Below are 18,212 nucleotides of genomic sequence, written 5' to 3' on the forward strand. Positions count from 1 at the left end.
TATCTATATTATTGAAGTATCACCTTTTTATGATATTTTATTCTACATTATTAAAATCACAAAAAACATTTAACCCTAACATCTTAAATGTTTTTAATTGTTATATTAAATTACCATTAAGAGTAATAAGGCAGAAGGAAATATTTCCTTCTGCCTTATAATTTACTCAAAATAATCATCAATTAAACTAAATCATCACTTTACACATATTATTAGTAAATTCTACTGGATCATCAATAGGTAATCCTTCAATCAAAAGAGCTTGATTATATAATAAGTTTGTATATAAATCTAACTTATCTTTATCATCTTTTTCATAAGCGTCCTTTAATGACTTAAATATATCATGATTAACATTTATTTCTAAAATCTTATCTGCCTTTACATTTTGATTATTAGGCATAGCACTTAATACTTTTTCCATTTCAATTGAAACATCACCTTCATTGGCTAAACATACAGGATGATTTTTTAATCTCTTTGATGCTTTAACATCCTTAACCTTATCTGATAATATTGTTTTCATATTCTCAAATAATTTATTATCTTCTTCTTCAACAGAACCTACATCTTCATTTTCTTTTGATTCTATACCTAAATCTCCACTAGATACAGATTTAAATTCTTTATCTTTATATTTCATTAACATTTTTATAGCAAATTCATCTACATCATCAGTAAAGTATAGTATCTCATATCCTCTATCTAATACTACTTCTGTTTGAGGTAATTTTTCTATCCTATCAATAGAATCACCTGTAGCATAATAAATGTACTTCTGTTCCTCTGGCATTCTAGAAATATATTCATCTAAAGTTACTAGTTTTTTCTCCTTTGAAGAATAGAACATTAATAAGTCTTGTAAAACATCTTTATTATTTCCAAAGTCACTGTATACTCCATATTTTAATTGTCTGCCAAAAGATTCATAAAACTTCTCATATTTTTCCCTTTCATTTTTAAGTAAACCTAACAACTCACTCTTCATCTTATTCTTAATATTTTTAGCTATTAATTTAAGCTGTCTATCATGTTGCAACATTTCTCTAGAAATATTTAAAGATAAATCTTCTGAATCAACCATTCCTTTAACAAAACTAAAATAGTCAGGTAATAGTTCGCTACATTTATCCATAATCAATACACCATTCGAATATAGCTCTAATCCCTTTTCATACTCTTTTGTATAATAATCAAAAGGAATATTTTCTGGTATATATAATATCGAATTATACCTTACCATACCCTCTGCTTTAATATGAACATATTTAACTGGTTTATCAAATCCATAGTGCTTTTCTTTATAAAAATTCTCATAGTCTTCTTTTGTAAGTTCATTCTTATTTTTTCTCCATATTGGAATCATACTATTTACGGTTTCTTCTTCTATATACTCTTCATATTCACCCTCACTGTCCTCTTTAGGCTTATGTTTAGTTAAATCCATTTTTATTGGGTATCGTACAAAATCAGAATACTTCTTAACTATCTCTTTTAATTTATATTCTTCTAAATACTCATCATAATTTTCATCATCTGTATTTTCTTTTAACTTTAATATAATCTCTGTTCCTATAGAATCTTTATCACATTTTTCTATAGTATATCCATCTGCCCCTTTAGATTCCCATTTATAAGAATCATCACTTCCTAAAGCCTTAGTTATTACAGTAATAGTATCCGCTACCATGAATGCTGAATAAAATCCAACACCAAACTGTCCTATTATATCATAACCATCTTTTAACTGATTCATCTTCTTAAAATCAAAAGAACCACTTTTAGCTATAACACCAATATTTTCCTCTAATTCTTCCTTAGTCATACCTATACCAGTATCAAAAATCTTTAAAATTCTATTTTCCTTATCTGGTGTGATTTTAATATAATAATCCTCTTTATTAAACTTTAGTGTAGTATCAGTTAATGCCTTATAATAAATCTTATCTATAGCATCACTAGCATTAGAAATAAGCTCTCTTATAAATATTTCCTTATGCGTATAGATTGAGTTAATCATTAAATCTAGTAGTCTTTTAGATTCTGCCTTAAATTCTTTTTTTTCCACTGTAACTCTCTCCTCCCATTAATTTAAACTTGCCTCTATTAGCACTCTTATTTAACGAGTGCTAATCCATAATTGATTTTTATCATATTTTCTTTTGTATGTCAATATATATATGTTTTATTTCCTAAGGTGTATAATAAATAAATAATTATAAAAAGTAAGGGAAATAATAGTAGATGACTTCAGCGAAGAATAATAGAAATAACAGATAGTTTATATAAAAACAACCCCGTTCAATAAGTTGAATGGGGTTTACATATTATAGTAACATTAATGATAAACTAGGTACAAAGGTAATAATCAATAAATCAATTATTAGAACTAATATGAAAGGTATAGTACCTTTAATAACATCAGATATTGACATATTACTTATACCCGAGGCTACAAATAGATTCAACCCAAATGGTGGTGATAACATTCCTATAGCTAGATTTACAATCATTATAACTCCAAAGTGAATTGGATGTACACCTATATTAGTTAATATAGGTAGGAATAATGGTGTCAATATAAGTACAGCCGCACTGGAATCCATAATCATACCTACAAATAATAATAATACATTAATAGCTAATAAAATTAGAATTGGTGAGCTTCCTAATCCTAGGACACTTTCTGCTACCTTTGTAGGAACTTGTTCAAAGGTTAAATACCAACTGAAAATCTTAGAATTGGCTATAACAAACATAATCATAGCCGAAGTTATAACTGATTTTCTTGCGATAGAAAATATATCACTAAATTTAATCTCTTTATAAATAAATATTGAAATAATTAGACTGTATATTATAGCTACGGCTGCTGCCTCAGTGGGTGTTGCAAATCCAAAATATATGCCACCTAATATAATAACAGGCATCAGTATACTAAAAAGTGTATCTTTAAAAGAAACAATTACCTCTTTGAACTTTGGAAATGGTAATTTTTCTTGTCTATTTAGCCTTGAATATATATAACTAAATACTATAAGAGATAGTCCAATAAATATTCCTGGCATAATAGCAGCAATAAATAATTCACTTATAGATTGTTCTGAAACAACTCCATATGTCATCATAGTAATACTTGGGGGTATTATAATTCCTAGAGAACCAGCAGCACATAATAGTCCCACAGTAAATTTCTTAGGATATTTATTTTCTATTAAGTTCGGTATCATTACTCCACCAACTCCGGCCACAGTAGCAGGACTTGATCCTGATAGTGCAGCAAAAAACATCGATGATATAATTGCTGTGATAGGTAATCCACCAGTAATCCATCCAAATAATTTATTGGCAAAATCAATCAATCTCTTGGATGCTCCACCCTTTAACATTATATCTCCTGCAAAAACAAAGAAAGGTATAGCCATTAAACTAAAGGAATCCACTCCAGAAAACATCTTTTGAGCTGCAACCTCTAAACTAATATCACTGGCTAACATAGCCACTATGGTAGACAATCCTGTTGTTATACTAATAGGAACACCTAATAAAAGTAATATAATAAAATTTACTAATAATATCATTCCCTCACCTCTTTTCCATTAACCAGGTCTATTATTCTGTTCACTATACTAAATACATATCTAACTAGCATAAATGATACTCCCACTGGTACTGAAGCATAAGGAATATATAATGGTAAAGGTATTGATGTTGCTATAGTACCTAAAGATATAGAACTTTGTATCATTTTTACTCCTGCCATTATAGTCAATATACAAAAGGCAATATTTATTAAATCTATTATAATACTAATTACTTGACTGATTTTCCCTTTAATTAAATTAGATAATGCATCCATATTAACATGGGCATTCTCTTTGACCGCAATACTACTTCCTAAAAATATAAACCAGGCGATCATATATCTTGCCACTTCCTCTGTCCAGGATATAGAGTAATTAAACATATACCTCATTAAAACTTGCACAAATACTAATAGGGAAGTAATAATTAACAAGCTTGAAGCAGTTAATTCTTCAGTCTTATTAAAAAATTTAAAAACTTTTTTCATTTAATCCACCCTTACTCTTCTATAAATGTATCAAGAGTAAATTTACTCTTGATACATTATCATTATTATTTTGTATATTTATCAACTAAATTAAGTAATTCTTCTCCATCTTCTTTTTCTAAAAATTCATCATAAGCTTCTTTAGTAACTTCCTTAAATTCTGCCTTTTCAGCTTCATCAAACTCATCTATAGTTACACCTGCATCTTTAATCTCTTGTAAATATTCCTCATCTTTTCTTACTGTTTCTTCCCATTCCCATTCCATTACTTCCTGAGCTACTTCTTTAGTTAATTCTTGTAAGTCTGAAGGCATAGATTCAAATTTGTCTTTATTCATAAAAAAGGAATATCCCATAAATCCATGGTCGCTAATTGTCATATAATCCTGTACTTCATAGAATTTTTTAGTTGCAATATTTGCAAATGGATTTTCCTGTCCATCCACAGTTTTAGTCTGTAATGAAGAGTATAAGTCACTGAAAGGTACAGATATTCCTCCAGCATTTATAGCTCTAAATTGAGTAACTAAAAGAGGACTTTGACTAACGCGAATCTTTAATCCATCTAAATCCTTAACTGACTTTATTGGTTTAACAGAATTAGTGATTTGCTTAAATCCACCTGTCCAATATCCTAGAGACACTAATCCCTTTTCTTCTAAATAACTATCTAATTTTGCTCCAACTTCTCCTTCTAGTGCAGCATATGCACTTTCATTAGAAGTAAATAGATATGGTAAATCAAATAGCTCAAATTCTTCAACAAAAGATGTAACTGTTGATAAGAAAGGAGCATTCATATCTAGTGTTCCTTCTAATATCTGTTCATTAATTTCCTGATCGTTACCCATTTGTGAATCAGCATATATTGTAACCTTGATTCTTCCATCACTTTTCTTTTCTATAAGCTTTTTAAATTCTTCTGCTGCTGCACCCTTTGGAGTTGTAGGTCTGACAACATGGGCAAATTTTAATTCATAAACTTCATCTGTTCCAGCATCTCCTGAAGTATCCTTGTCATTACCACAAGCTGCTAGTGGTAAAATCATAGCTACCATTAATACAATCGTTAAAACATTTTTTTTGATTTTAGTAATTTTCATTATTTACTCCCCCTATATATATTATTTTCTCTGTATTCTTGCCAAACATTTTCAAACCAGGATTTATACTCTGGAATAGGTCTGACTTGAGTCCAATATTGACTAAATTCTATTAAATTACTATTTTCTACAATTTGCGTTTCACAAATCTTGTCATTAGTTGTGTTATTTAATGAATACTTCAAGTTAACTCCTTGATAATCTATTTTATAGTCTCCATTTTCATTATGAACCAAATACGATCCCCTACTATCTCCTCCTTGATTAATATACTCTTTGATAGAACTCAATACTGAAATTTGAGTAATAATCATATCATAAATACGAAATACATTAGGTAATTCCTTTAAATCATTTATACGTATTAAATCTGTTAAAGAACTAAATGTCCTATTAAAATTATCAATGGATTTTCTTACTTCTGAAACTTTTCTTATGAAAGCTCCGTACTTTGACATTTCCTTTTGAAGTTCCCCTTGGAATTCCAGTAAATTAGATTTTTCATTTTTATCAACTTTAATAGTTTTAATAAAGTCAATTTTCTTCTCTACTTGACTTCTAACCTTGTCCTCAAATTTATCTACTTCCATGGGCTTTTCAGTATAAACTTTTGAAATATATTCTGCTGCCCTATAACTACCTACTTGAGTAGAGTTTAGTGCTGTTCCTCCTGGGCGATATACTCCTAGAGTTCCGTTAACTTCTCCTACTGGGAAGAAATGTTTTATATTACTCTCCCACCAAGTGTCTCCAATCAAACCACCATTTTGGTGTTGAGCACATACATCAATTTCTAAAAATTCCTTTTCTATATCAATATTGTGATCCTTATATAACTTAATAGCCAATGGATTCATCTTCTTTAACCTATCAATAGGAGCTCCAAATAAAGCATTAGAATTAGCTAAATACTCATATGCTTCTTTACCTAATAGATCAAATTGAAATTCTCTGTCTATATCTGCACAACTTGGATTTCTTCTAAAGTCCATGAAAACTCTTCTACCCTTTATTTGGGTTTCCACATATATAAGAAGATCTACCATAGAAGATCCATTATTAGCAAGTTTTCGTGAATCAAAGGGCCATTGATAACCCTTTAAGAATACCGCATTTAATAAATCTGATGGGTTTTTAAAGTAATCCTCTAAAAACTCCCTTTCATCTTCCATATTCTCATCAGTAGATACATATCTAGGTATTACCTGTTGATATGTTCCTGAGAGGTTCCATCGGAACTTTGTAGAAGCTATTCCATATTGCCATTCAGTTAAATTATGACCTTTAACTCCAGCTTCTAAGGCAATTCCTGTAGCTCCAGACTGGCTTTTAGGATATACAGATCTATAGTAAGTGGAAGCAGGACCTCCAGTACCATAGACAATATTCCTACAATTAAAAAGTGTTAATCCATAGTTTGAATCATTTATATTTTTAATATCTATTGCTAGTACTCCTACGGATTCATTTTTATCTGAATCCTTTAAAATTCCTATAACTAGAAATCTATCAAACATATCAGTACCATTTTTTCTAACTTGTTCTTCAAGTTTTTCAGTCATATACTTTGAAGTCAATGGTCCTACAGAACTGGCTCTGCTGTTCTCATCATGATCCGTCTTATATCCAATATATTGTCCATATTCGTCATGGGGAAATGGTACTCCTATATTAATTAAATTGTAAAATCCTTTTAAAGATAGTGCAGCTTCTACAAGGGCAATATCTCCATGAATTGCTCCACCACTATACAATGTATTTGCCATTTTTAATGGACTGTCTTCATCCATTATAGTAGTAGATTGTTTATAATAGGTTTGCTTATCGGAACCAGTATTTCTTGATGTTCCTTTATTTATTCCCTCAGTTATTATAGCAACATCTTTTTGACCCAATTTATATAATGAATCTGCAGCATTAAAACTTGCTGCTCCAGAGCCAATAACCACTGTATTGTACTTGTAAACGTCTATTTTTATACCATTTATTTCAACTTGTCCACTAATCATTTTCACTATAACCTCCTTATATGATAACCTCCATCAACATTAATAACTTCTCCTGTTGAATACATCATTTTAGGAGAACTCAATAAACTAACTGCTCCTGCTATATCTTCTGGATATCCCCATCTCTTTATAGGAAGTATTCCTCCTTCAATTAATTTATCATATTTATCTGTTACTGTTGCTGTCATATCTGTTTTAATGATACCTGGACGAACTTCATAAACAAAAATTCCATACTCTGCTAATCTATCCGCGAATAGTATAGTTACCATACTTATTCCTGCCTTAGATATACAGTATTCACCTCTATTTATTGATGATGTATATGCAGACATGGATGAAATATTGATTATCTTTGGTATAAAATCATTCTTATCTTGATTAATCATGACATTAGCAACTGTCTGTGTCATGAAATAAGTTCCTTTAAGATTGATATTCATTACAAAATCAAAGCTTTCAGGAGTTGATTTTAAAATATCATTTCTCTCCTTTGGTGCTACGCCAGCACAGTTAACTAGTAAGTCAATTCTTCCAAATTCCTCTACTATTTTTTCTACTCCATTTTTAATTTTATCAATTGAACCGATATCAACAGGGATAAATTTAATTTTACCATCAGAACTTTCAATTAATTCAGCTAATTTATTATTTAATGTTCTACCTAAACATGCTATAGAAAAACCTTCAGAATATAATTCTTTAACTATTCCTAACCCTATTCCTCTAGTTCCTCCACTAACTACGGCAACTTTATTCATTTGTTTCAACCTCCTTACTTTTCATATCTTTATATATTGGTAAGTAGACTTTAGAATCCCTTACTACACATCCACAAGTACCAATTTTCGCTTTCATTTCACTGCATTTACTGCATGAAACACAAACTCTATTTAATTTCATTTCTCCACTTTTAAATATATCTCTTGCAAAATTAGGGTACGAAATACTTCCTCTTCCAAATCCAACTAACTTACATAGTCCCTTTTCTAAACTTCCAGCTCCTACATAAGGGGCAAGTTGTCTAAACCAGCTATATCCTACCCCGACAATATTAACTTCAGGATTACTCTGCTGAATTTCACCTATTTCTTTAATCAATCTATTACAGCTAATAATAACCTCTTCATCTGGGACATAGTTTCCCATATCGTAGGGTTTATTTATATGGGGTATGAAGTAAGGATTCCCCATAGTAGTGCTAATTAATCTTACTCCATCTTCAGCTAGTAATTTTATTAATTTTTTAGGCTCCTCTAAATCAACCTTTATTCCTTTCGTTCTTGAAACTCCCCAACCATCAGGATATGGTAATGCATCATAAATATTTAATCTGGAAGCTAATAATAATCCTTTACATTCTTTATCAAGTCTTATTCTTTGAACAATATCTCTCATTAATCTGGTTCTATTTTCAAAGCTTCCACCATATTTACCTTCTCTATTATAAGCAGATAATATTTCCCCTAATAAATATCCGTGACAAGCCTTTATATCTATACCATCAAAACCTGCTTTTTTACTCAATCTTGCTGCTTCTACGAATCGTACTACAAGATTGTCTAAATATTCATCTGTCACAGTAGGATAATCTTCTGAAATTCTTATTGCGTCATCTAATGGATCCTTATGAGTTGCAATAATAGGATTTCTCTTTCCTTTCATTTTACAATAACGCCCTGCATGATTAAGTTGTATTATTGTCTTAGGTTCATAATCTTCACCAAACTCTTCTTTAGCAGAAGATTTTATTAGATCATTTAATGCCTTAAAGTATTCCCAATTATCCTCTGTTATCCATAACTGTTTATCATTAGATCTACCATCTTTACATACACTAACTGCCTCTAACCATATAAGTCCTGCTCCACCTCTAGCCATTCTCTGATATTTTCTAAAGGTTAATTCAGTAGGTCTTCCAAATTCATCAGAGTCCCCTCCCTCCATTGGATGAGTTGTCAGTAAATTGGGAATTGTATGTTCACCTATTGTAATCGTTTTCTTAAATACATCTAAATTATTAGAAATTGCTATATCTAAATCCAATCTTTCAATATCATTTTTTAATTCTTCAATATTTTTATAACTAAAGCTTCCATTACTTCTGACTGTATTCCTTGACAATATAATGCCTCCTTGATATTAACACTAATGGCCATTATGTTTTATTTGTTTAATTATTATCATTATAATATAATAGTTAATATAGTTATATTAAATAATTGCTTGAAAATTGATAAAACTTGTCATTATGGAGGAGTGATCTAATGAATTACCAAAATATTGATATGAATTTCACCACACTTTCATCTAATAAAAAAGGTCTAAAAGACCACTATCACAATGGGTATGAGTTAATCTTTATTACTGAAGGAAATTCAAAATTTGTGATTAATGGCTCAAACTATGATTTCTCCAAAAATTGCTTAGTTTTTATAAATAATGTAGAAAAACATAAAATGTATCCTATAAATACTCCTTACTCTAGATATATGATAATTATTGACTCTGACTATTTAGATAGTGTTATAAAGGAACATGCCCTACTATCCATATTCAAAATTAGGCCTAAAAATTTTAATCATGGATTTAATATCAGGAATGAAGATGCTCAAGTAATAAAATCTCTGTTAAATAATCTTTACAACATTTATATTAATAAAAATATACTTTGGCATGTAGAGTTTATATCAATGCTATCTTCTTTATTGATTCTGATTTATAGGAATTATACCAAAAAATTCCCCATTATGAATGTTAGAAAGCCTGAGCTGAGAATTTTTGAAATTCAAAGATATATTGATAAAAATTTCAAAAAAAATATTACCTTAGACTCTATTTCTTCAGATTTTTATATTAATAAGTACTACCTATCCCACTCTTTCAAAGATATTACTGGGTTTACCATAAAACAATATATACTATTAAATAGAATTGCCCATGCAAAAAATCAGCTCTATTATACTGATAATGACATTACTACTATTGCATTAAATTCTGGATTCAATAGTCAAAGTAATTTTATTCGCCTTTTCAAAAAGAAAGAAAATACAACTCCGCTACAATTTAGAAAACATTTTAAGTAACAATAAGATTAAGTATTATAAAGGGACTATCATAAAAAAGATATCTAAGAAATAATCTGGTGGTTTCCACCAGATATTTTTACGCAAAAAAAGAGACAGTTAAAATAACTGTCCCCCTTGTCTCTACAATTTTTGGGCAAGATATAAGTCTACTGTATCATTAATAATTATTTCATTTCCAAATTCTTCGATTGCTGCTATAATATTGTCAAAGAGCTATAATCTTATTGATTTTTCTAAAGCCAGATGGTCTGAATAAGTATTCAACAATTCTATATATTCAACTCCAGTCATTTTCCTAATATTCTCATATAGCTTAAACTCAATATTAGTAAACCCACATTGCTCTATTCTATTTATTATCCCTAAATATATTTTTGATTTATCTTCCTGTCCATTCTGATATATATTCCTGTATTCTACGCTTTATTCCTCCAGATATTTATCAGGTAGTTCTCTTAAATCAAAAAACTGATATTTTTCAACTTCTCTATTTACTGCTCCTTTAATAACAAAATCATCTGAATGAAAAATAACTATACTATCATTTTTAGATTCATAGAAATTATTATATATACCGAACAACTGAAAATCATTTAGAGTCGCTCCAAGTTCTTCTTTAAACTCTCTTTTTATTCCTTCTTTAAAAATCTCCCCTTTTTTATTAATTATTTTTTAATCTTTCTAAATATCTTGTATATTATTATACATAGTATCTAACTTTCATCCATAGGGAGGAAAGTCTATTAAAAAGCACTCTTCTCCCTCCAATCTAACTATTATATAACTTAGGATATCTCTCTTTTTCACTTATGAATTTGTAACCATCATATGCTTTTAACCCCTCTTTTTCTAATAATGATCCAATTATTTCAGTCTTTTTATTTTCCATGATTTCTCATATAATTCTCAATAAATCTATTTTTTATCAAAGTTTCTTTTTAATAATACTTTTCTATAATTTCTAAAGTAAAGTTGCAAAGCCTACTCCTAAAATCTCCTACCATTAGCTTAGAATTTTCTTTGTTTAGATAAAATCCATATAGATCTTCAATAGTTAATAATTCTTCCCTTTCTTTAAAAAGTTCTTTTGAAAATCTATATACATCATTCTTATTTATACTTTCTAATCCGTTAGCAATACATATACACCTAATGGCTTCCCAAGCATTTTTTATCTGAGTTATCCCACCTTTATTTAATTCATAATATGAAATATTTCCCTGTAAATTTTTCACTGATTTAATGATACGTTCTATGCGAATAGGAACAAAGTATTTAGGTGAAATTTTAGTGTATAATTCTGTCATGTCTTCTCCGTATATAACATTATGATATTTAATACTGTCAAAAGCATACAACCATAATTTAGGATAACCAGAAGGAATATTAGATGAATTCCATTCCTGTATTTCCCTATGACCCGTTTCTCTTACTATTTCCAGATTCTGCCATTGTATATCATATATTAACGGTTTTCTCGGAAATTCTCTTATAGGTAGCTTACTTTCAACCTCTCTAATAGTTTCTTCTACCCGTTTTTTAATATCTAAGTCTATATTATTATTTGATTTCGTAATAGTAATATCTATATCACTTGAATTCTCAAGAAAATCTTTTCTCACAACACTCCCATCAATAATTATACTAATAATTTCATCTTGTATTAATGAATCCATTTTTAATAGTTCCTGTTGTAATAGTTTTATATTTTTTAAAACTATATCTATGGTCGTCATTGTGACTACCTCCTGAAAAATTTCTTATCCGTATTACTCATATTCCCTCTCCTTTTTAATAACACTTTTTCTAATTTTATATACATATAATTCTACAAATTACTCCCAATAATCACTAATATATTTCTTTTAATTTACCAGCCATGAAACCATTTTTATTTATTATATCAAAAAATATTAACTTTCTTAATACAATAAAAAATAACGAGGACTTCCTCGTTATTACATTTTAGTACTATCTTTTTTTGATTGGATTTTTGCTATTGCTCTCATATTATCTGCAGTAACTATTTTAACTGTGGAAAAGTCCTGGTTAAGATCGGTGATTTTATCATGAACATATTGAATCTCATGCTTTGTTTCTTCTCTTGTTATTTCATGTTCTTCTGTTATTCTATTATTTAATTTTTCTATATCTTCATTTACCTTATTAAAGCCATCAGTCATCTTGTCTTCCACACAGTCAAACCTTTTTTCCACTGCATCAAATCTTTCATCCATGCCGTCAAGTCTTTTTTCCATCACATCAAATCTTCCGTCCATACCATCAAGTCTTTTTTCCATCACATCAAATCTTCCGTCCATGCCGTCAAGCCTTTCTTCCATCGCATCAAATCTTCCATCCATGTCATTTAGTTTTTCTGCAATTTGGTTCAATATTTTTTCCATTGACTTCACCGTCCTTTTATTATATTATACCATATACTTTTTTTAGATGAAATAGAAGTTTATAATGGACCACAGCAATCCCATGAAAAGTTATCTTAATAAGAACTTAGAATTTAAGTTTTCAAAAAAATGGCTTTTCACCACTTAAAATATGAAATGTAACTATTTTCTTTGTGAAGAGAGCTGAAGCATAAATCTTTACAAGCATGACAAATAAACCTTTGTTATCTGTCACTAGGCCAATCTGCCCTCATTATGAAAATGACATTCAAAATTTAAAATATATACGTCTTATAAATAGAAATCTACTAAAAAAGTAGATTTTCTATCTATAAGGCATAATTTGTTTTCCAGAAATTTTACTACTACTTATATTTTTATATAAGTCATTTAAGCTTGTTATGATTAACTTAACATAATGTAAAATACACAAATTTATTTCCTTTAAATGGTTTAAAGTTAAAGGAATACTGCCTACTCCAGCTAGAAGTTTCTATATATTCCTCATTAGTTTTAATATTCTTATAATACTTTGTTATAGTCTGCCAATGCCAGTTAAATCCTTGTTTCCTATAATATTGCAACATTGCAACAGGAGAGTCTAACTTCAAGCCCTCCTTAACGAATTTTGAAGAATCCATTCTCCAAGGCTTGTAATGAATCTTCAGATTAACACCTTTACTGCGAGCATATGAGGCCATTCCACGACCTAAATTATAAACAGTAGGAACTCCTAACAAACAAGGCTTAACAAAAGTAAGTATTTCATTCATATGCTCTGTAAAATTATCCATTGAGATGTCCTCTTTTGTATATAAAGCTTCGCATCCTGATATATTTTTACTCATATACCAAGCAATATTGGCAGCTGCTACCGTACCACATCCTCTATCCCTATAAAACTCTTTATTAAACCATTTCTGATTTCCACCATAGTAGATTTGATTTTGTTCAAATACTGGTACGAAGGTTTTAGTTGTATTTCCTTGTAGCATAACTAATTCATATTCATCTAAGTTATTTTCCGATACATTACTAGTCTCTGCAGATTTTCTATTCAATTTTTTATTATTTTTATGCCTTTTTACTAAAGAAATTATATTCATTATCTATTTGCTCCCTTTATATGGGCTAATCATCATATTTTCTTTTTATTAAATATGGCCTCTTAATACTATAATATGTGCTAAACCCTATGAATATATCATTATTATCCTTTTATTAATTAAGGAGTAAAATACAACTTAAATCTTTTTGGCTACAAAAATAATTAGATTTACCCTGTTAATAAGTTTATTAAAATTTTATATTTCTTATTCTTAATCTCATGCTTTAATATTTTATGATAAAATATCTTAGTAAACTAAAATATTAATATACTGATAGGAGACTTTATAATGAATATATTCTTTTACATTTTAATAAATAACATAATGCCAATATTCTTTCTAATTACTATAGGTTTCATATTAAATAAAAAATTCAACTTTGATATATATACATTAAGCAAGTTGAATTTCTATGTTTTTGTACCTTCATTTCTCTTAGTAAAACTTTACACTACAGATTTAGAAATAGGAATGGTGAAGGTTTTTTTGTTTGCAATATTATTAATTACTATCAATTATCTAATAGGAATATTAATACCCAATATTCTAGGATTTGAAAAGTCCCTAGGAAATGCATTTATTAATTCTATATCTTTCATTAATTCAGGTAATATTGGCATTCCTTTAATAACTTTAATCTTTAGTAATAATGCCTTTATTGTTAATGGTGTCAATCCTTATCTTGATATAGCATTATCTACTCAAATAATTATATATATAACTCAAAATATTTTTACCAATACTATTGGATTTTACAATGCAAGCCGAGGAAGTACCGACTGGAAAAATTCTTTAAAAAGTGTATTTAAAATACCTGTTATATATATGATACCCTTAGCTATAATACTAAAATTTCTTCCTTATGATATAACTAAAAACCCTATTTGGTCTGGTTTGGTCTATGCTAAGGAGGGTATGATATCATTTGCTTTAATAGTCTTAGGAGTTCAGTTGTCAAAAACTAAAATAACCTTTAGAAATAATACAGTCTATCTTTCTAATTTTGTCAGGCTTTTAGGTGGCCCTATCATTGCTTTTGTATTAATTAAGCTTTTAAATATAGATTCTATAATAGCTCAAACCCTTATGGTGTCCTCCGGATTGCCTACTGCAGTTAATACTGCTCTAATATCTGTTGAACATAATAATGAACCTGAATTTGCATCTCAAGTTGTTATGACCTCTACAATTTTTAGTGCAATCACATTATCAATTGTAGTATATATAGCTGGAATATTATTCCCATTATAAAAAGACCCCCAGACTTTAGTCTGAGGGAATATATAATTAACCTTGTATATCTCTCTTATTATATCCTATAAACCCAATTGCAACTAAAGATGCTGCTATGAGAGTTAATACTGAAATTATAGTAAAATTCATATCATCAATTGGTATTTTAGGAACATGCCCAAAAGGTGACAATTTAGTCATCCATTCAGGAACTTGTAATATATCTCCTAGATATACAACAAAGAAGGAATATCCTAGATATAACCAAGTTAAACCTGTTAATTTAGGTATCAATCCAATCAATAATGCTGCTAAACCAACCATCCCCCACATCGCTGGTAAATAAACCATTGCAGCCTTAAACATAGTACTAAAGGCAATAGGATCATCCATTACTGCTGATGCCGCAGACCATAACCCTATTACTGCAAGAAACAATGAAATAAAACCAACTATAATAGATATTGCTAAAAAATTTCCCATTATATGATTGCGAGATACTGCTCTAGCCAATAGATGTTCAGTTCTATTTCTTTTCTCTTCACCCTTAATTTTTAAAACCATGATTAAAGCAGGAATAGTACAAATCATGGATATAATTGCCATAAGCATTGTTAAAAATTGTTCTGTTAAGGAAAGTCCTTCTCCAGGAGGTAATATTTGTTGTATCATTTCATTAGTCTCAAAAAAAGACTCTAAATCGCCAAATACTGATCCATATGAAACTCCTAGAATAAACATACCAATAAACCAAGAAATTATAGCCGTACGTTGAAGCCTTAACCCCAAACCAAATAGACTTTGTAAAAATGATGATGCAGTTTTCCTCCCTGGTTTTGCGGGTATAAATCCAGCCTCTAAATCACGAATTGAATTCAAATAATAAGCGAATGCCAATATAATTAGTGACTCAACTATAACAATTAAAATTGGCCACCAATAGTTATTTACATATACTTCAGTACGTAAAACTAATCCTAAAGGTGAAATTCTTGCTAAGGTTTCGCTGCTAATATCACCAATTGCACGTACAAGATAAGCTAATCCTAAAAATGTAAAAGAAAATCCAATTGCTCCTCTATCACTAGATGAAAGTTGTACAAATAATGCTGTAATAGATGTAAAGAAAATTCCAGTAGCTCCTAATACAACTCCATATAATATTGAACCATTCAAATCCATACTTTCAATACCTAAAGCATATAATCCAAATCCTACAATTATGGCTAAAATTATATTAGTAATAATAGAAACAATAGTAGTTGATGCTAAATTAGACAATCTTCCTACAGGAAGAGAACGAATCATTTCAATACGTCCTTCCTCTTCATCCAATCTAGTATGTCGAGAAACCAATAATATGCTCATAATAGCTACAGCTAAAGCAGTAAAAAGAAGCATCATATGAGCCATCATTGCCCCAACTGTATAATTATCTAAGCCATACCCTGGCCCTACCATTGCAGTCATAGCAGGATTTTCCATGGTAGCAGCCATTCCCTGTCTTTCTATTTGACTAGGATACATCTCAGAAAAAGCAGGAACAATAATTAATGTAATCAATGTAATTGCAATTAACCAAATAGGTATACGAATACGATCACGACGTAATATAAAACGGGTAAGTTTTCCTGTATTATAATATAATTCTTTTGGCATTATAACTCACCTCCGTCTCCTTTATAATGTCTCATAAATAAATCTTCCAATGTAGGTGGTGCACTTTCCAATTTAACTATTTTAAATTGATTTACATATTCTATTACATTGCTTAGTTCTTCTGTATCCACTTGGAAAGAGATTGTATTATCCTTCTCTTGAATTTTATGAACACCTTTAACTGTACTTAAAGATTTTATTGGTTCTCTTGTCTCTACAAAAACACTTGTTCTAGTTAAATGACGCATTTCATTTAAAGTTCCAGATTCAATAATTTCACCTTGACGAATGATACTAACTCTATCACATAATCTTTCTACTTCAGATAGAATATGACTAGAAAGTAAAATACTTTTTCCTGATTCCTTAGCTTCCATTACATATTCTTGAAACACCTTTTCCATTAGTGGGTCTAAGCCTGATGTTGGTTCATCCAAAATATAAAGTTCTGCATCTGATGCAAAAGCAGCAATTAATGCAACTTTCTGTCTATTACCCTTTGAATAAGTTCTACATTTTTTTGATGGATCTAAATCAAATCTCTTAATAAGTTGTTCTCGACGATTCTTATTATTAGAACCACGAAGTTTTACAAATAAATCTATAACTTCTCCCCCAGTAAGATTAGACCATAAGTTTACATCACCAGGAACATATGCTATTTTTTTATGGATTTCAACTGCATCATTCCAAGCATCCTTACCAAAAATCGTCGCTTTACCTTCAGTTGCCTTTAATATACCAAGTAATACACGAATTGTAGTACTTTTACCTGCTCCATTAGGTCCTATAAATCCATAAACTTCTCCTTTATTCACCTCAATATTAATTCTATTTAAAGCAGTAAATTTCCCAAATTTTTTAGTTAAATTATCTATTTTTAAGATTGACATTCTTATACCCCCTCCTATTTATAATAAATTTTTTTTAATAGCTCTAAAAAATCATCAAACTCATCCCAATAAGGATCCAATTTAACTGATGATAATTTTTGACCTTTAAAATCATTAATTAGATGCTTTTCATAACCCTCTATTGTATAATTAATTAATTTAATTATATTATCTGAATCTATATCCTCTCTAAATAAAGATGTATCTATATTTTTAAAGAGTTTAGAAAAACCTAAATCCCTCAATTTTGTAAATCGTTCTTGTAATTCCTCTGATAACTCTACATCTTTATTTATATAAAAAGTTCCAAAGAAATTGAAAATATAAGGATTTTTAGCATATGCTTTCATTTTTATCTTAGCTACTTCCCTATATTTTCCAATGAAATCTGACTGATTTTCATTTATCCGATTTAAATACTCATCAATCAAATAATTTATTCCATAATCAATTAAATAATTAAAAAGCTCTTTCTTACTTTTAAAATAATAAAAAAGCATTCCCTTTCCTATACCAGCCTCCTTTACAATAGTATTTGTTGAAGCACGTTCATAACCTTGATCAGCAAATTCTTTAAATGCTGCATCTAATATTCTCTGTTGTTTCTCAGAATCTAATTTTAGAAATTTTTCTATAATTG

Annotated in this window: 16 protein-coding genes; 2 read left to right on the forward strand and 14 right to left on the reverse strand. The window is 29.3% G+C overall.

All coding sequences use genetic code 11. The annotated features are described in order from the left end of the window. Positions 1-187: 187 nt before the first annotated feature. From htpG to GOQ29_RS05440, 7 genes are all read right to left on the reverse strand, one after another. The gene (gene htpG / locus GOQ29_RS05410) at positions 188-2,068 is read right to left on the reverse strand and encodes a molecular chaperone HtpG (RefSeq protein ID WP_203371629.1); all 1,881 of its coding nucleotides are present in this window, start codon (positions 2,066-2,068) and stop codon (positions 188-190) included. A gap of 259 nt (positions 2,069-2,327) precedes the next feature. Beyond that, positions 2,328-3,581 (reverse strand): TRAP transporter large permease, encoded by a 1,254-nt coding sequence (locus tag GOQ29_RS05415; RefSeq protein ID WP_203371630.1) that lies wholly within the window; start codon positions 3,579-3,581, stop codon positions 2,328-2,330. Then, a complete protein-coding gene (locus GOQ29_RS05420) occupies positions 3,578-4,072 on the reverse strand; it encodes a TRAP transporter small permease (protein WP_203371631.1) in 495 nt (164 codons plus the stop codon). The genes GOQ29_RS05415 and GOQ29_RS05420 overlap by 4 nt, the downstream gene beginning before the upstream one ends. A 65-nt stretch (positions 4,073-4,137) precedes the next feature. Then, the gene (locus GOQ29_RS05425) at positions 4,138-5,175 is read right to left on the reverse strand and encodes a TRAP transporter substrate-binding protein (RefSeq protein WP_203371632.1); all 1,038 of its coding nucleotides are present in this window, start codon (positions 5,173-5,175) and stop codon (positions 4,138-4,140) included. Then, positions 5,175-7,184, reverse strand: a complete 2,010-nt coding sequence (locus tag GOQ29_RS05430) for an FAD-dependent oxidoreductase (protein ID WP_203371662.1) — start codon at positions 7,182-7,184, stop codon at positions 5,175-5,177. The genes GOQ29_RS05425 and GOQ29_RS05430 overlap by 1 nt, the downstream gene beginning before the upstream one ends. A gap of 5 nt (positions 7,185-7,189) precedes the next feature. Beyond that, positions 7,190-7,945 (reverse strand): 3-ketoacyl-ACP reductase, encoded by a 756-nt coding sequence (locus tag GOQ29_RS05435; RefSeq protein WP_203371633.1) that lies wholly within the window; start codon positions 7,943-7,945, stop codon positions 7,190-7,192. Then, positions 7,938-9,308: an oxidoreductase gene (locus tag GOQ29_RS05440; RefSeq protein ID WP_203371634.1), complete on the reverse strand. Its 1,371-nt coding sequence runs from the start codon at positions 9,306-9,308 to the stop codon at positions 7,938-7,940. The genes GOQ29_RS05435 and GOQ29_RS05440 overlap by 8 nt, the downstream gene beginning before the upstream one ends. Positions 9,309-9,451: 143 nt before the next feature. On the opposite strand from GOQ29_RS05440, the gene GOQ29_RS05445 reads away from it, so the two are divergent. Then, positions 9,452-10,270, forward strand: coding sequence for an AraC family transcriptional regulator (locus GOQ29_RS05445; RefSeq protein WP_203371635.1), 819 nt, complete (start codon positions 9,452-9,454; stop codon positions 10,268-10,270). Between the two features lie 426 nt (positions 10,271-10,696). Here GOQ29_RS05445 and GOQ29_RS05450 read toward each other — a convergent pair whose 3' ends face one another. The 4 genes from GOQ29_RS05450 to GOQ29_RS05465 form a co-directional block, all read right to left on the reverse strand. Further along, complete coding sequence (locus GOQ29_RS05450) at positions 10,697-10,942, reverse strand: NUDIX domain-containing protein (RefSeq protein WP_203371663.1); 246 nt, start codon at positions 10,940-10,942, stop codon at positions 10,697-10,699. Between the two features lie 269 nt (positions 10,943-11,211). Continuing rightward, positions 11,212-12,009, reverse strand: a complete 798-nt coding sequence (locus GOQ29_RS05455) for a nucleotidyltransferase domain-containing protein (protein WP_203371636.1) — start codon at positions 12,007-12,009, stop codon at positions 11,212-11,214. A 222-nt stretch (positions 12,010-12,231) separates the two neighbouring features. Next, entirely contained in the window at positions 12,232-12,678 is a 447-nt protein-coding gene (locus tag GOQ29_RS05460) for a hypothetical protein (protein WP_203371637.1), read from the reverse strand. A gap of 410 nt (positions 12,679-13,088) precedes the next feature. Beyond that, positions 13,089-13,784 carry a hypothetical protein gene (locus tag GOQ29_RS05465; RefSeq protein WP_203371638.1) on the reverse strand — a complete coding sequence of 232 codons (696 nt, stop codon included), beginning with the start codon at positions 13,782-13,784 and terminating at the stop codon, positions 13,089-13,091. Between the two features lie 291 nt (positions 13,785-14,075). Here GOQ29_RS05465 and GOQ29_RS05470 point away from each other — a divergent pair, with 291 nt between their 5' ends. Beyond that, complete coding sequence (locus tag GOQ29_RS05470) at positions 14,076-15,038, forward strand: AEC family transporter (protein ID WP_203371639.1); 963 nt, start codon at positions 14,076-14,078, stop codon at positions 15,036-15,038. Between the two features lie 36 nt (positions 15,039-15,074). Here the strand turns inward: GOQ29_RS05470 and GOQ29_RS05475 are convergent, their stop codons facing one another. Genes GOQ29_RS05475 through GOQ29_RS05485 form a run of 3 tightly spaced genes read right to left on the reverse strand, consistent with a single transcriptional unit; the run spans position 15,075 to position 18,210 of the window. Next, positions 15,075-16,679 carry an ABC transporter permease gene (locus GOQ29_RS05475; RefSeq protein WP_203371640.1) on the reverse strand — a complete coding sequence of 535 codons (1,605 nt, stop codon included), beginning with the start codon at positions 16,677-16,679 and terminating at the stop codon, positions 15,075-15,077. Further along, on the reverse strand, positions 16,679-17,572 hold the full coding sequence (locus GOQ29_RS05480; protein ID WP_203371641.1) for an ABC transporter ATP-binding protein: 894 nt from the start codon (positions 17,570-17,572) through the stop codon (positions 16,679-16,681). Before GOQ29_RS05480 ends, GOQ29_RS05475 begins: the two co-directional genes overlap by 1 nt. 14 nt (positions 17,573-17,586) lie before the next feature. Then, positions 17,587-18,210: a TetR/AcrR family transcriptional regulator gene (locus GOQ29_RS05485; RefSeq protein ID WP_350445977.1), complete on the reverse strand. Its 624-nt coding sequence runs from the start codon at positions 18,208-18,210 to the stop codon at positions 17,587-17,589. Between the last annotated feature and the right edge of the window lie 2 nt (positions 18,211-18,212).

The sequence above is a fragment of the Anaeromonas gelatinilytica genome, from assembly GCF_016820635.1.
Taxonomy (GTDB): Bacteria; Bacillota; Clostridia; order Tissierellales; family SIT17; genus Anaeromonas; species Anaeromonas gelatinilytica.